The organism is Pseudomonas sp. rhizo66 (genome assembly GCF_031931925.1).
In the GTDB taxonomy this organism is placed as follows: Bacteria; Pseudomonadota; Gammaproteobacteria; order Pseudomonadales; family Pseudomonadaceae; genus Aquipseudomonas.
In genome coordinates this window covers 48,096-61,454 of the sequence record NZ_JAUJWZ010000002.1, presented here as the reverse complement: position 1 = coordinate 61,454, position 13,359 = coordinate 48,096, and the positions used below count along the sequence as shown (strand labels likewise).

The 13,359-nt window shown below is 60.1% G+C and carries 13 protein-coding genes; 7 read left to right on the top strand and 6 right to left on the bottom strand.

Going from position 1 to position 13,359, the window contains the following annotated elements:
• From QZR14_RS02315 to QZR14_RS02305, 3 genes are all read right to left on the bottom strand, one after another.
• A complete protein-coding gene (locus tag QZR14_RS02315) occupies window positions 1-642 on the bottom strand; it encodes a thiol:disulfide interchange protein DsbA/DsbL (protein ID WP_311995800.1) in 642 nt (213 codons plus the stop codon).
• A 189-nt stretch (window positions 643-831) separates the two neighbouring features.
• The gene (locus QZR14_RS02310) at window positions 832-1,443 is read right to left on the bottom strand and encodes a c-type cytochrome (RefSeq protein ID WP_311995799.1); all 612 of its coding nucleotides are present in this window, start codon (window positions 1,441-1,443) and stop codon (window positions 832-834) included.
• A gap of 30 nt (window positions 1,444-1,473) precedes the next feature.
• A complete protein-coding gene (locus QZR14_RS02305) occupies window positions 1,474-1,779 on the bottom strand; it encodes a c-type cytochrome (RefSeq protein ID WP_250605525.1) in 306 nt (101 codons plus the stop codon).
• A gap of 191 nt (window positions 1,780-1,970) precedes the next feature.
• Here QZR14_RS02305 and yihA point away from each other — a divergent pair, with 191 nt between their 5' ends.
• Entirely contained in the window at window positions 1,971-2,615 is a 645-nt protein-coding gene (yihA, locus tag QZR14_RS02300) for a ribosome biogenesis GTP-binding protein YihA/YsxC (RefSeq protein ID WP_123455004.1), read from the top strand.
• A gap of 425 nt (window positions 2,616-3,040) precedes the next feature.
• Here yihA and polA read toward each other — a convergent pair whose 3' ends face one another.
• Window positions 3,041-5,845 carry a DNA polymerase I gene (gene polA, locus QZR14_RS02295; protein ID WP_311995798.1) on the bottom strand — a complete coding sequence of 935 codons (2,805 nt, stop codon included), beginning with the start codon at window positions 5,843-5,845 and terminating at the stop codon, window positions 3,041-3,043.
• Window positions 5,846-5,919: 74 nt separating this feature from the next.
• Here polA and QZR14_RS02290 point away from each other — a divergent pair, with 74 nt between their 5' ends.
• Together QZR14_RS02290 and QZR14_RS02285 are read left to right on the top strand one after the other, a co-directional pair.
• Complete coding sequence (locus QZR14_RS02290; protein ID WP_311995797.1) at window positions 5,920-6,216, top strand: DUF2782 domain-containing protein; 297 nt, start codon at window positions 5,920-5,922, stop codon at window positions 6,214-6,216.
• 61 nt (window positions 6,217-6,277) lie between these two features.
• Window positions 6,278-7,231 carry a homoserine kinase gene (locus QZR14_RS02285; protein WP_311995796.1) on the top strand — a complete coding sequence of 318 codons (954 nt, stop codon included), beginning with the start codon at window positions 6,278-6,280 and terminating at the stop codon, window positions 7,229-7,231.
• Window positions 7,232-7,322: 91 nt separating this feature from the next.
• On the opposite strand, the gene QZR14_RS02280 is transcribed toward QZR14_RS02285, so the two are convergent.
• Complete coding sequence (locus QZR14_RS02280; RefSeq protein ID WP_250605522.1) at window positions 7,323-8,243, bottom strand: zinc ABC transporter substrate-binding protein; 921 nt, start codon at window positions 8,241-8,243, stop codon at window positions 7,323-7,325.
• 66 nt (window positions 8,244-8,309) lie between these two features.
• Here QZR14_RS02280 and QZR14_RS02275 point away from each other — a divergent pair, with 66 nt between their 5' ends.
• From QZR14_RS02275 to QZR14_RS02260, 4 genes are read left to right on the top strand one after another with little or no spacing between them, the layout of a single operon-like run.
• Window positions 8,310-8,792 carry a Fur family transcriptional regulator gene (locus tag QZR14_RS02275; protein WP_007911760.1) on the top strand — a complete coding sequence of 161 codons (483 nt, stop codon included), beginning with the start codon at window positions 8,310-8,312 and terminating at the stop codon, window positions 8,790-8,792.
• On the top strand, window positions 8,792-9,577 hold the full coding sequence (znuC, locus tag QZR14_RS02270) for a zinc ABC transporter ATP-binding protein ZnuC (protein WP_250605521.1): 786 nt from the start codon (window positions 8,792-8,794) through the stop codon (window positions 9,575-9,577). The genes QZR14_RS02275 and znuC overlap by 1 nt, the downstream gene beginning before the upstream one ends.
• On the top strand, window positions 9,570-10,358 hold the full coding sequence (znuB, locus tag QZR14_RS02265; RefSeq protein ID WP_007911758.1) for a zinc ABC transporter permease subunit ZnuB: 789 nt from the start codon (window positions 9,570-9,572) through the stop codon (window positions 10,356-10,358). The genes znuC and znuB overlap by 8 nt, the downstream gene beginning before the upstream one ends.
• 37 nt (window positions 10,359-10,395) lie before the next feature.
• Window positions 10,396-11,109 (top strand): PA5502 family lipoprotein, encoded by a 714-nt coding sequence (locus QZR14_RS02260; RefSeq protein WP_311995795.1) that lies wholly within the window; start codon window positions 10,396-10,398, stop codon window positions 11,107-11,109.
• Between the two features lie 84 nt (window positions 11,110-11,193).
• On the opposite strand, the gene katE is transcribed toward QZR14_RS02260, so the two are convergent.
• A complete protein-coding gene (gene katE, locus QZR14_RS02255; protein ID WP_250605895.1) occupies window positions 11,194-13,335 on the bottom strand; it encodes a catalase HPII in 2,142 nt (713 codons plus the stop codon).
• Between the last annotated feature and the right edge of the window lie 24 nt (window positions 13,336-13,359).

Genomic DNA, 13,359 nt, shown 5'->3' with positions numbered 1-13,359 from the left:
TTAGTTGGTCGCAGCCTTGGTTGCCGCTCGTTCTTTGGCGACCAGTTGATCAGCCAGTTTCAGCGCTTGCTCGGCACCACCGGCAGAGCCGATGTCGAAACGGTACTTGCCGTTAACGATCATGGTTGGCACGCCAGTGATCTCATACTTCTTGGCCAGTTCGCGGGCCTTGACGATCTGACCTTTGATGGCGAACGAGTCGAAAGTGGCGAGGAACTTGTCCTTGTCCACGCCTTGTGTGGCGAGGAAGTCAGCCATGTCGTTTTTGTCGGTCAGTTTCTTGTGTTCCTTCTGGATCGCGTTGAAAACGGCTGCGTGAACCTTGTGCTCGACACCCATGGCTTCGAGGGTCAGGAACATCTGGCCGTGAGCGTCCCATGGGCCGCCGAACATGGCCGGAATACGTACGAAGTTGACGTCGGACGGCAGTTTCTCAACCCAAGGGTTGATCACTGGCTCAAAGGCGTAGCAGTGCGGGCAGCCGTACCAGAACAGCTCGACCACTTCGATCTTGCCAGGCTCTGCAACCGGTACCGGGTTGGCCAGCTCGACGTAAGGGGCGGCTGGGGCTTCGGCGGCTTGAGCGGTCACGCCGAACAGGCTGGCAGCGACGAGAGCGGCGCTGATGATCAGATTACGCATGCTTTACTCCTGGACAATTTGGGTCGCCTCGCGCGACCTGTTTTCAGACAGATCCTGGCGGGCATGAGTTCTGTAGTGTAACGGCAGCGGCCACAAAAAAGGGCGGCCAAAGCCACCCTTTTTATACTTGCTGCGACGGATTAATCGAGCGTTAACGTTGCGCGAGATCCGTCGCTGCCCAGTGCGGTCTTAGTGCAGACCCTGAATGTAGCTGGCGACGGCGGCGATGTCTTCGTCGCTCAGGCGTTTGGCGATGGTCTGCATGGTCATGGTGTCGCCATCGTTGGTGCGGCCGCCTTCTTCCTTGCGGAAGTCGGTCAGTTGCTTGGCGATGTATTGAGCGTGTTGACCACCCAGGTGCGGGAAGCCGGCGGCGGCGTTGCCAGCGCCATTCGGCGAATGGCAGCCAGTGCAGGCTGGCACTTTCTTGTCCAGATTACCGCCACGGAACAAAGCTTCACCGCGTGCGACGAGCTTCGGATCGGCGGCGCCGACGCTGCCTTTCTGGCTGGCGAAGTAGGCGGCGATGTCGGCCAGGTCCTGATCGCTCAGGTTGGTCAGCAGGCCGGTCATTTCCAGAACAGTGCGCTTGCCCGACTTGATGTCGTGCAACTGCTTGGTCAGGTAGCGTTCACCCTGGCCGGCCAGTTTCGGAAAGTTTGGCGCCATGCTGTTCCCGTCCGGGCCATGGCAGGCTCCGCAGACGGCGGCTTTTGCCTGGCCTGCTGCGGCATCACCGGCAGCATGGGCGAAGCCCGAGATTCCCACGGTCAACAGCAGACTCACGATCAATTTGTTCATCAGCTAATCCAACTACGGCTAAGGGTTAAGTTATGGACCGGGCTTACTCGCGCTCATCCACAGGATGATGGCTTGGTAATCCTCGGCACTGCAGTCCATGCACAAACCACGCGGCGGCATCGCCTTGAAACCCTGGGTCACGTGTTGCACCAGCGTCCCCATACCTTTCGCCAACCTCGGCGTCCAAGCTTCCTGATCGCCTCTTTTGGGCGCCATGGGTAGTTGGCCGGAATGACAGGCACCACAAACACGGTTGTACACAGCTTCCGGATCCTGTGTAGCCTGTGCGCTGTAAAGCGGCATCAAGACTCCGGCAGCCAGCAGCCATTTCGTCATAAAACGACCTTTTCAGGGTTGAGAGCGTTCTGCGTTCTAATGCGCAATCAAGGTCTGTCGCTCTCGTGAACTTCATCCTTCGCTGGGACAAAGCACACACAAAATCTGCGGCATTATATACTGGCGTCACTGAAACGGAAGCGACACCGCGTTCCGCGCCCAATCCCGGCGCCGCCCACATCGGAAATCCTATGCAACTCAAGAATCCCATCCTCGGCCTGTGCCAACAGTCCACGTTCATGCTCAGTGCCGCCAAAGTCGATCAATGCCCTGACGACGAAGGCTTCGAAGTGGCGTTTGCCGGTCGTTCCAACGCCGGCAAATCCAGCGCACTGAACACCCTGACTCACGCCAGCCTGGCGCGCACCTCGAAAACCCCGGGTCGCACACAGCTGTTGAACTTCTTCAAGCTAGACGATGATCGGCGTCTGGTCGACCTGCCGGGCTACGGTTACGCAAAAGTACCGATCCCGCTCAAGCAACACTGGCAGCGTCACCTCGAGGCTTACCTCGGTGGCCGGGAGAGTTTGAAGGGTTTGATTCTGATGATGGACATCCGTCATCCAATGACCGACTTCGACCTGTTGATGCTCGACTGGGCCGTAGCTGCCGGCATGCCGATGCACATCCTGCTGACCAAGGCCGACAAGCTGACCTACGGCGCAGCCAAGAACACCCTGCTCAAAGTGCAGTCGGAAATCCGCAAGGGTTGGGGTGACCTGGTCACCATCCAGCTCTTCTCCGCGCCAAAACGCATGGGCCTGGAAGAGGCCTACACTGTGTTGGCAGGCTGGATGGAACTGGCAGACAAAGGCGCCGAGGCGGCAGCCGAGTAAGTCGGGATATGGAAATTTGTTTGTAGTGTGTTCAGGCAAGGCGAAAGGGCAGTGAAAAGCGGCCGGGGTCGCGCTCGACTTTAGGGGACCTAAATGAGCATTTGAGCTGTGCTTTCAAGGCAGCATGAACGCGCTACAGACAAATTTTGGGCAAAAAAAGCCCCGGATTTCATTGGGGAGGGAGAAATTCCGGGGTTTAAGTTCCGAACCGCTAGGGCGGGGTTCAGATATCTGCCAACACTTAACACAACATAGGAGCATCGAAGGGCTTCACCAGCCATTCAGTATCTCTGAGTAGTGTCCTTCCAGATTAGTTCAGATTTTTTTCAAAAAGCTTTGGAATAATCCCAAGCGCTTTTCGAAATAAGCAGGTTTTACCTGCGTTGCCGCGACGTTGTATCGCGGCAAAACCGTCTTCAAATGGCTTAGTGAGCCTCATCCCAATTGTTGCCCACACCCACTTCGACCAGCAGCGGTACATCCAGTTTCGCCGCTTCGCTCATGTGTACGCGGATCTCGGCACTGACCTGTTCAACCAGGTCCTCACGAACCTCCAGCACCAATTCATCGTGTACTTGCAGGATGACTCTGGCGTCCAGCCCGGACGTCGCCAGCCAGTTATCCACCGCCACCATGGCTTTCTTGATGATGTCGGCGGCCGTGCCCTGCATCGGCGCGTTGATCGCCGTACGTTCGGCGGCGGCGCGTTCCTGCGGCTTGTTCGAGTTGATTTCCGGCAGGTACAGGCGACGACCGAAGAACGTCTCGACATACCCCTGATCCGCCGCTTGGGCGCGCGTGCGATCCATGTACTCGCGCACGCCCGGATAACGGGCGAAGTAGGTGTCGATGTAAGCCTTGGCAGTCTTGGTGTCGACGCCGATGTCCTTGCCGAGCTTCTGCGCACCCATGCCGTAGATCAGGCCGAAGTTGATCGCCTTGGCGCCACGGCGCTGGTCGGAAGTCACTTCGTTGAGCTCGACCTTGAACACTTCGGCAGCGGTGGCGGTGTGCACGTCCAGGTTGTTGCGGAAGGCGTTCATCAGGCCTTCGTCCTTGGACAGGTGCGCCATGATCCGCAGTTCGATCTGCGAATAGTCCGCCGCCAGCAGTTTGTAGCCTTTTGGCGCGACGAACGCCTGACGGATGCGCCGGCCTTCAGCGGTGCGCACCGGGATGTTCTGCAGGTTCGGATCGCTGGAAGACAAGCGCCCGGTCGACGCCACAGCCTGATGATAAGAGGTGTGAATACGTCCGGTGCGCGGGTTGATCTGCTCTGGCAGGCGATCGGTGTAGGTGCTTTTCAGTTTGCTCATCGAGCGGTGCTCCATCAGCACCTTCGGCAAGCGGTGATCGTCTTCGGCGAGTTTCGCCAACACTTCTTCGGCGGTCGACGGCTGGCCTTTGGCAGTTTTCTTCAGCACCGGCAGACCGAGCTTTTCGTAGAGGATCACGCCCAGTTGCTTCGGCGAGCCAAGGTTGAACTCTTCGCCGGCGATTTCGAACGCTTCACGCTCCAGCGCCACCATCTTGTTACCCAGCTCAATACTCTGGATGCCGAGCAGTTCCGCATCGACGAACGCCCCCTGGCGCTCGATGCGCGCCAGCACCGGCACCAGCGGGATTTCGATATCGGTCAGCACGCTGGCCAGGCTCGGGATCGCGCTGAGTTTTTCGAACAGGGTCTGATGCAGACGCAGAGTGATGTCGGCGTCTTCAGCGGCATATGGCCCGGCCTGTTCCAGCGCGATCTGGTCGAAAGTCAGCTGTTTGGCGCCTTTGCCGGCGATGTCCTGAAAGCTCACGGTGGTGTGATCCAGGTACTTCTGCGCGAGGCTGTCCATGTCGTGGCGGGTGGCGGTGGAGTTGAGCACGTAGGACTCAAGCATCGTGTCGAAGGCGATGCCGCGCACGGTGATGCCGTTGTTCTGGTCGCCGCCGATGGCGCAGTTGGCCAGGATGTTCATGTCGAACTTGGCGTGCTGGCCGACTTTGAGTTTGTTCGGGTCTTCGAGAATCGGCTTGAGCGCGCGCAGCACGGTGTCGCGATCCAGCTGCTCCGGCACGCCGATGTACGAGTGGGTCAGCGGGATGTACGCGGCTTCGTTGGCCTGCACGGCGAACGACAGACCGACCAGTTGCGCCTGCTGCGCGTCGATACCGGTGGTTTCGGTGTCGAAGGCGAACAGCTTGGCGTTCTTCAGTTTTTCCAGCCAGACGTCGAAACGCGCCTGATCAAGGATGGTTTCATACGCAGCTTCGGTCGGAACGGCAGGGGCTTCTTCTGCGGGTGCACTGAACAGATCGCCAGCCGGCGCAGGCTCAGCGGCTGCACTCAGCTCCAGGCGCTTGGCGTCGCGATCGAGGTCGTTCAGCCAGCTCTTGAATTCCAGCAGGGTGTACAACTCGTAGAGCTTGGCCGGATCTTCTGTGCCCATCTGCAGGTCGTCGAGTTCGATGTCCAACGGCACGTCGACCTTGATAGTCGCCAGTTGATAGGAGAGGAAGGCCATCTCCTTGTGCTCTTCGAGCTTGGCCGGCAGGGTTTTCGCGCCGCGAATCGGCAGGGTCGGAACGATGTCGAGATTGGCGTACAGCTCGGTCAGGCCGCCATTGACCCCGACCAACAAACCGGACGCAGTCTTCGGGCCGATGCCCGGAACACCCGGGATGTTGTCGGAAGAATCGCCCATGAGCGCCAGATAATCGATGATCTGCTCGGGAGCGACGCCGAATTTCTCCTTCACGCCTTCCACATCCATCGAACTACCGGACATGGTGTTGACCAAGGTAATGTGGCCGTCGACCAATTGCGCCATGTCCTTGTCACCAGTGGAGATGATCACCGGGCGATCCGCCGCCGCGCTGCTGCGCGCCAGTGTGCCGATCACGTCGTCGGCTTCGACGCCTTCCACGCACAGCAGCGGGAAACCGAGGGCAATCACGCTCTGGTGCAGCGGCTCGATCTGTACGCGCATGTCGTCGGGCATGCTGGGGCGGTTGGCTTTGTAGTCGGCGTACATCTCATCGCGAAATGTCCCGCCCTTGGCGTCGAACACCACGGCGAACGGGCTGTCCGGGTACTGCTTGCGCAGACTCTTGAGCATGTTCAGCACGCCTTTGACCGCACCGGTCGGCAGGCCTTTGGAGGTGGTCAGTGGTGGCAGCGCGTGAAAAGCGCGGTACAGGTAAGACGAACCGTCCACCAGGACGAGGGGGGCTTGGCTCATGAGCAGGATCAACCTTTTCGGCGGGTCCGGCGCTAGAATAGCGGGACCGTTGACGACAAAGGGACAAGGTTATCATGCGTACGTTAAATCGCTTGCTGCTGGTCGGTCTGATTGCTGCCTCACCGTTGGCCGCGATGGCGGCGGATGATGCGCCCGCTTCGGAGCCAGAAGTTACTATCAACACGCACACGGAAGGTGACAAGGTCATCCAGGAATACAGCCGCAGTGGCTTCGTCTATGCGATCAAGGTCACGCCGAAGGGTGGCAAACCGTATTTCCTGGTGCGCGCCGATGGTACGGATGCGAATTACATCCGCTCCGACCAGCCGGATCTGCGTATTCCGTCGTGGGAAATCTTTACCTGGAAGTAAGTTTCCCGACTTTTAATCGGCGTCGCCTGAGCGCGACGCCTGAACTGAGCAGTTTTTAACCATGTCTGTGTTCACTCCCCTGGCTCGGCCCGAGCTGGAAACCTTTCTCGCCCCTTACGGGCTTGGCCGTCTGCTTGATTTCCAGGGGATCGCCGCCGGCAGCGAAAACACCAATTTTTTTATCAGCCTGGAGCAGGGCGAGTTCGTCCTGACCCTGGTCGAACGCGGCCCGGTGCAGGAGATGCCGTTCTTCATCGAGCTGCTCGATGTGCTCCACGAAGCCGATCTGCCGGTGCCGTACGCGCTGCGCACCACCGACGGCGTGGCGCTGCGTGAGCTGAAGGGCAAACCGGCGCTGCTGCAGCCGCGCCTGTCCGGCAAGCACATCAAGGTCGCCAATGCTCAGCATTGCGCGCAGGTCGGCGAGTTGCAGGCACATCTGCACCTGGCGACCCAGGGCGAGCGCATGATCAAGCGCAAGACCGATCGTGGCCTGGACTGGATGTTGAAGGAGGGCTGCGAATTGCTCTCGCACCTGAGCGATGAGCCGCGTGCGCTGCTGCACAAGGCGTTGGAGGAGATCACCGAGCGCAAAGACAAGATTCTCGCGCTGCCTCGGGCGAACATTCACGCCGACCTGTTTCGCGATAACGCGATGTTCGAAGGCACGCACCTGACCGGGTTGATCGACTTCTACAACGCCTGCTCGGGGCCGATGCTTTATGACGTGGCGATTGCCTTGAACGACTGGTGTTCGGACGAGGACGGCTTGATCGATGGCCCGCGTGCTCGCGCTTTCCTTGGCGCCTATGCGGCGTTGCGACCGTTTACGGCGGCGGAGGCTGAGTTGTGGCCGACGATGCTGCGCGTGGCGTGTGTGCGGTTCTGGCTGTCGCGGTTGATCGCGGCGGAGCAGTTTGCCGGGCAGGACGTGTTGATTCACGATCCCAAGGAGTTTGAGCAGCGCTTGGTGCAGCGGCAGCAGGTACACACACCGCTACCTTTCGCCCTTTAAGATCAAAAGATCGCAGCCTTCGGCAGCTCCTACAGGATGTACATCAATCCCATGTAGGAGCTGCCGAAGGCTGCGATCTTTTTCTATGGGGCTACAGAGATTCCAGGCACCCGGCCAGATCATTCCCCAACTTCTCCAGCACCTGCTCATAGCCCTGAGCTGTCGCCGGGGTGTACCCGCCCAACGCATCCAGTTCCGCCAGCTTCACCGGCAAACCCGCCACCAACGTCTCCGCCAGACGCGGCCGCAACGGCGGCTCGCTGAACACACAGGTCTTGCCGACTTCTTGCAAACGCTTGCGCATCGCCGCGACATGTTGCGCGCCCGGCTGCACTTCGGCGGCCACACTGAACACGCCGGTGTGCTTCAGGCCATAAGCCTCTTCAAAATAATCAAACGCCTCGTGAAAAACGAAGTACGGCTTGCCGTCGACACTGGCCAGACGCTTCTTCAAACGCTGATCCAGCGCATCGAGACGCTCATCGAATGCCTTCGCATTGCTCTGATAGCGCTCGGCGTTCGCCGGGTCCGCAGCGCTCAAGTCAGCGGCTATTTTGTCGGCAATTACCCGCGCATTCACCGGTGATAGCCACAAATGCGCATCGAGCGTGCCCGGGCGGTGATCGTGATCATGCTCGTCAGCTTCTTCAGCGTGGGAGTGGCTGTCCTCAGCGAAACGGCGCAGATGCATTCCCGGCAGGTCCTGCACGGCGACGCTCGGCAGCGTACGACCATTCAGCACGCGCGGCAGGAAACCTTCCATGTCCGGGCCGATCCAGTAGAGCAGATCCACCGACTGCACCTTCCGTACGTCGGATGGGCGCAGGGCATAATTGTGCGGCGAGGCGCCCGGCGGCAGCAGCACTTCGGGAATCGCCACACCGTCCTGCACGGCCGCTGCAATCAGCTGCAACGGTTTGATGCTGGTGAGGACTTTGACCTCGGCCTGAGCCGAACCGATCAGCAGAAAACTGGCGACAAAAGCCACAAAAACAGAAAAAAGTCGGGACACGATGACCACTCAAGGAGGCGAGAACGGGTAACATAATAACGTCTCTATCAAAACTCGTCGCCGCCCATGCCTATTACACCGATTGCCAGCCGTCCCCACGACCACTCTCATTGCGTGCACAGCGCTTTGTCCGAGGCCGATACCTTGTGCGCCCAGAAAGGCCTGCGCCTGACCGCGTTGCGCCGCCGGGTGCTGGAACTGGTGTGGCAGAGCCACAAGCCGCTGGGCGCCTACGATATTCTTGCCGTGCTGAGCGAGCAGGACGGCCGCCGCGCTGCGCCGCCGACCGTGTACCGCGCGCTCGACTTCCTTCTGGAAAACGGCCTGGTTCACCGCATCTCCTCGCTCAACGCTTTCGTTGGCTGCGTGCACCCGGAACACGCGCATCAGGGCCAGTTCCTGATCTGCCGCGACTGTCACGCCGCCATCGAACTTGAGCAAAAAGTGATCAGCGACGCGATCATCAACAGCGCCAAAGACGTTGGTTTCATCGTCGAAGCGCAGACCGTCGAAGTCGTCGGCCTGTGCTCCGGTTGCCAGGGGGCTTGATGAGCAATGCGCTGATCCGTCTGGAGCAGGTCGCCGTCACGTTTGCCGGGCAGGCTGTGCTGGACAATATCGAGCTGAGCGTCGAGCCGGGGCAGATTGTCACCCTGATCGGCCCCAACGGTGCTGGCAAGACCACGCTGGTGCGCGCCGTGCTTGGCCTGTTGAAACCAGACAGCGGCAGCGTCTGGCGCAAGCCCAAGCTGCGTGTCGGTTACATGCCGCAAAAGCTTCATGTCGATCCGACCTTGCCGCTTTCGGTGCTGCGCTTTTTGCGCCTGGTGCCGGGCGTTGATCGTCCGCGTGCGTTGGCGGCGCTGAAAGAAGTCGGCGCCGAACACGTCATCGACAGCCCGGTGCAAAGCGTTTCCGGCGGTGAAATGCAGCGCGTGCTGCTGGCTCGAGCGCTGTTGCGCGAGCCGGAATTGCTGGTGCTCGATGAACCGGTGCAAGGCGTCGACGTCGCCGGCCAGGCCGAGCTGTACAGCCTGATCACCCGTCTGCGCGACCGCCATGGCTGTGGCGTGCTGATGGTGTCTCACGATTTGCATCTGGTGATGAGCACCACCGACCAGGTGGTCTGCCTCAACCGCCACGTCTGCTGCTCCGGGCACCCCGAGCAGGTCAGCGGCGATCCGGCGTTTGTCGAGCTGTTCGGCAAGAACGCGCAGAGCCTGGCGGTCTATCACCACCATCACGACCACGCTCACGACCTGCATGGCTCGGTGGTCAAAGGGCCGCTGATTGGCCAACCCCACGTTCACGGAGACAACTGCAAGCATGGCTGATTTTCTGTTGTACGCCCTGCTTGCAGGTCTGGCGTTGGCGATCGTTGCAGGTCCGCTGGGTTCGTTTGTGGTCTGGCGGCGCATGGCTTATTTCGGCGACACCCTGTCCCACGCTGCCTTGCTCGGTGTGGCGCTGGGCTTTCTGCTGGATGTCAGCCCGACGGTCGCGGTGACGGTCGGCTGCCTGCTGCTGGCGGTGCTGCTGGTGACTTTGCAACAGCGCCAGCCGCTGGCGTCCGACACGCTGTTGGGAATTCTCGCACCGAGCACCCTCTCTCTCGGCCTGGTGGTACTAAGCTTCATGCATGAAGTGCGGATCGACCTGATGGCCTATCTGTTCGGCGACCTGCTGGCGATCAGTCCGACCGATCTGGCGTGGATCCTCGGTGGCAGCGCGGCGGTGCTGGTGTTGCTGGTGACATTATGGCGGCCGTTGCTGGCGATTACCGTGCACGAAGAGCTGGCCAAGGTTGAGGGCCTGCCGGTCGCGGGCCTGCGCATGGCGCTGATGTTGTTGATCGCGGTGGTGATCGCAGTGGCGATGAAAATTGTCGGTGTGTTGCTGATTACTTCGCTGTTGATCATCCCGGCGGCTGCGGCACAGCGTCACGCCCGCTCCCCGGAGCAGATGGCACTGGGCGCGAGCCTGCTGGGCATGCTCGCGGTGTGTGGCGGGCTGGCGTTGTCGTGGTTCAAGGACACCCCGGCCGGCCCGTCAATCGTTGTGACGGCGGCCGCACTGTTTCTGTTGAGTTTTGTTCTGCCCCGTCGTGGGGTGTAGACTTGGCCGCTTTTTGCGCAATTAGAGAGTCGCAGGAATGAAGCCGTTCGCCTCCCGTTATCTGCTCCTTGTCGCATTTTCAGTGCTGCTGGGCGCCTGCCAAAGTACGCCGCCGGTGGTTGAAGCCCCCGATGCGCGGGCTACGGCCATCGCACAGCTGGAGCAAAGCCTGGCCAGCAGCGAACTGGCCACGGCAGAAGACCAGTTGGCCGCTTTGCAGAAAGAAACGCCAAACGACCAATCCCTTGAGCAATACCAGCGGCAACTGGCCGAGGCGTATCTGCGTCGCAGTCAGATCGTCCTGCAAAAGGGTGATGTGAATGCGGCCGCCACGGCGCTGAGCCGTGCCCGTGCGCTGATGCCGAAAGCACCGGCACTGACCGGTGGCGTTAATGGCGCCATCACCGAAGCGCGCAAGGCTGAGCTGGAAAAGGCTGAAGCCGCGTTGTTGGCAGCCGAAGCCAAGCCGAAAGCCAAGGTGATCGATCCGACCGCGGAAAGCACCACAGTTGCGCTGAACATCACCGATAGCCGTAAACTTCGCCGTCAACTCGATGCGATCGCCGCCGATGTGGTGAATTATGAGTGTGCTGTGACCATTAAGGCGCCGCGTACCCAGGACTATCCTTGGCTGGCGACATTGCTGACCAAGCGCGTGAAGAAACTCAATCCGGATTTTGATCTGCAGATCGAGAAGCAGATCGTGCGCACAGTACCGGCACAGATGGTCTTGAGTCCGCGTAAACCGTAAAAGAGATCGCAGCCTGCGGCAGCTCCTACATGGGATTGAGATACACCCTGTAGGAGCTGCCGAAGGCTGCGATCTTTTGCTTTTTTACGCAGGAATGGCCTTCGCCTTAGGCTCCCGTGCCCAAACCCGATGCTGCCCGATCGAGGCAAAGAACGGCTTGGTCAACCCCGGCACATCCTTGCCCTGCAGCAATCCAGCATCAGCCTCCAGCTTCAGCAGATCCTGCAACTGCTTGGCCTCGCCGTGCAGAGCGATCGCTTTCAGGTGCTTGTAGGCTTCCAGCAGGTAATGCAACGCCACGCCGTCGCCGCTCAACGCTTTCACCGACGCCGCGCCACCCGGCACAAACACCGCATCGAAGATCACCGACGGCATGCCTTCCATCGACGCATCCACCGCCAGGGTTTTGCCGTCTGCGGTTTTCACCGGCGCAGAAGTCGGGCCGAGCAACTTGGCGTGCGCACCCTCAGCAGCCAACGCCTTCTTCATTGCTTCAATCGCCGCACCATCGACGCCGTTGGCCGCAAGAATTGCCACTTTTCGCGTCTTGATGTTTTCTGGCAACAGATTCGCCTGACTCAGTGCCGGCGAGTGATCGAAGGCAACCTTGCGCACTTCGACCGTACCTTTGCTCGGCGCCGGCAGACCCAGATTGGCCGCGACACGCTTGGCCAGTTCCAGATCGATATTGGCGAGAATCTCGTTGACCTCCCGCGCGCGGATGAACTCACGCTCAACCTTGCCCAGCTCGAAACTGTAGGCGGCAATGATGTGCTCTTTCTCGTGGTCGCTCATGCTGTTGAAGAACAATGTTGCCTGGGAGAAGTGATCGCTGAACGATTCGCTGCGCTGGCGGATCTTGTGCGCATCGATGCGCTCTGGATAACTCTCGAAACCGCCGTCCTGCGCGGCTGGCGGCGTTTCTTTCGGCCAGCCGCCATCGATCGAGTTCGGCTCATACGAGGCGCGGCCCTTGTCGATTACCGTACGGTGCTGGGCATCGCGCTGGCCGTTGTGGAACGGCGCCACCGGCCGGTTGATCGGCAACTCATGAAAGTTCGGCCCGCCGAGTCGGCTGATTTGCGTATCGGTGTAGGAAAACAGCCGACCTTGCAGCAACGGGTCATTGGAGAAATCGATGCCCGGCACGATGTGGCCGGGACAGAAAGCAACCTGCTCGGTCTCGGCGAAGAAGTTGTCCGGGTTGCGGTTCAGGGTCATCTTGCCCAGCGGCGTGATCGGCACGATTTCTTCGGGGATCAGCTTGGTCGGGTCGAGGATGTCGAAATCGAAGTCATGCTCGTTTTCCTCCTCGATGATCTGTACACCGAGTTCCCACTCTGGGTAGTCGCCCATCTCGATCGCTTCCCACAGATCGCGACGGTGGTAGTCGGTGTCCTTACCGGCGAGCTTTTGCGCCTCGTCCCACACCAGTGAGCAGGTGCCGGCAGTAGGACGCCAGTGGAATTTGACGAAGCGTGATTTGCCTTCGGCGTTGATCAACCGGAAGGTGTGCACACCGAAGCCCTGCATGCTGCGCAGGCTCTTCGGGATCGCCCGGTCGGACATCGCCCAGATGACCATGTGCGCCGATTCCGGCACCAGGGATACGAAGTCCCAGAAGGTATCGTGGGCCGAGCCGCCGGTAGGGATTTCATTGTGTGGCTCGGGTTTCACCGCGTGGACGAAGTCGGGAAACTTGATCGCGTCCTGGATGAAGAACACTGGCATGTTGTTGCCGACCAGGTCGAAGTTGCCTTCGTCGGTGAAGAACTTCACCGCGAATCCGCGTACGTCACGCACGGTATCGCCGGAACCACGCGGGCCCTGCACCGTGGAAAAACGCACGAATACCGGGGTCTTTTTCCCCGGATCCTGCAGGAAACCAGCCTTGGTCAGCTCTGAATGGTTCTCGTAGGCTTGAAAGAAACCATGCGCGCCAGTGCCGCGTGCGTGGACGATGCGCTCGGGAATACGCTCATGGTCAAAATGCGTGATCTTTTCCCGCATGATGAAGTCTTCAAGCAGCGAAGGCCCACGCGGGCCGGCCTTGAGGGTGTTCTGGTTGTCGGCGATCTTCACGCCCTGATTAGTGCGCAGGGCCTGGCCGGTGGCGTCGGAGCGAAACTTCTCCAGGCTGTCGAGTTTGGCATTGGTGTTGGCGCGATCCGGGGTATCGGTTCCGGCCATCTGGCTTTTGTCGGTCGTAGGCTTCTTGCTCATCAGACGTAAACTCCTCGGTTGACCCCG

What these genes read in the sequence shown, in the direction of transcription:
- QZR14_RS02305 (WP_250605525.1), bottom strand. Translation starts at nt 1,779, where the DNA reads ATGACGAAATGGCTGCTGGCTGCCGGAGTCTTGATGCCGCTTTACAGC.
- QZR14_RS02285 (WP_311995796.1), top strand. Translation starts at nt 6,278, where the DNA reads ATGTCTGTGTTCACTCCCCTGGCTCGGCCCGAGCTGGAAACCTTTCTC.
- yihA (WP_123455004.1), top strand. Translation starts at nt 1,971, where the DNA reads ATGCAACTCAAGAATCCCATCCTCGGCCTGTGCCAACAGTCCACGTTC.
- znuC (WP_250605521.1), top strand. Translation starts at nt 8,792, where the DNA reads ATGAGCAATGCGCTGATCCGTCTGGAGCAGGTCGCCGTCACGTTTGCC.
- QZR14_RS02290 (WP_311995797.1), top strand. Translation starts at nt 5,920, where the DNA reads ATGCGTACGTTAAATCGCTTGCTGCTGGTCGGTCTGATTGCTGCCTCA.
- znuB (WP_007911758.1), top strand. Translation starts at nt 9,570, where the DNA reads ATGGCTGATTTTCTGTTGTACGCCCTGCTTGCAGGTCTGGCGTTGGCG.
- polA (WP_311995798.1), bottom strand. Translation starts at nt 5,845, where the DNA reads ATGAGCCAAGCCCCCCTCGTCCTGGTGGACGGTTCGTCTTACCTGTAC.
- QZR14_RS02315 (WP_311995800.1), bottom strand. Translation starts at nt 642, where the DNA reads ATGCGTAATCTGATCATCAGCGCCGCTCTCGTCGCTGCCAGCCTGTTC.
- QZR14_RS02260 (WP_311995795.1), top strand. Translation starts at nt 10,396, where the DNA reads ATGAAGCCGTTCGCCTCCCGTTATCTGCTCCTTGTCGCATTTTCAGTG.
- QZR14_RS02275 (WP_007911760.1), top strand. Translation starts at nt 8,310, where the DNA reads ATGCCTATTACACCGATTGCCAGCCGTCCCCACGACCACTCTCATTGC.
- QZR14_RS02310 (WP_311995799.1), bottom strand. Translation starts at nt 1,443, where the DNA reads ATGAACAAATTGATCGTGAGTCTGCTGTTGACCGTGGGAATCTCGGGC.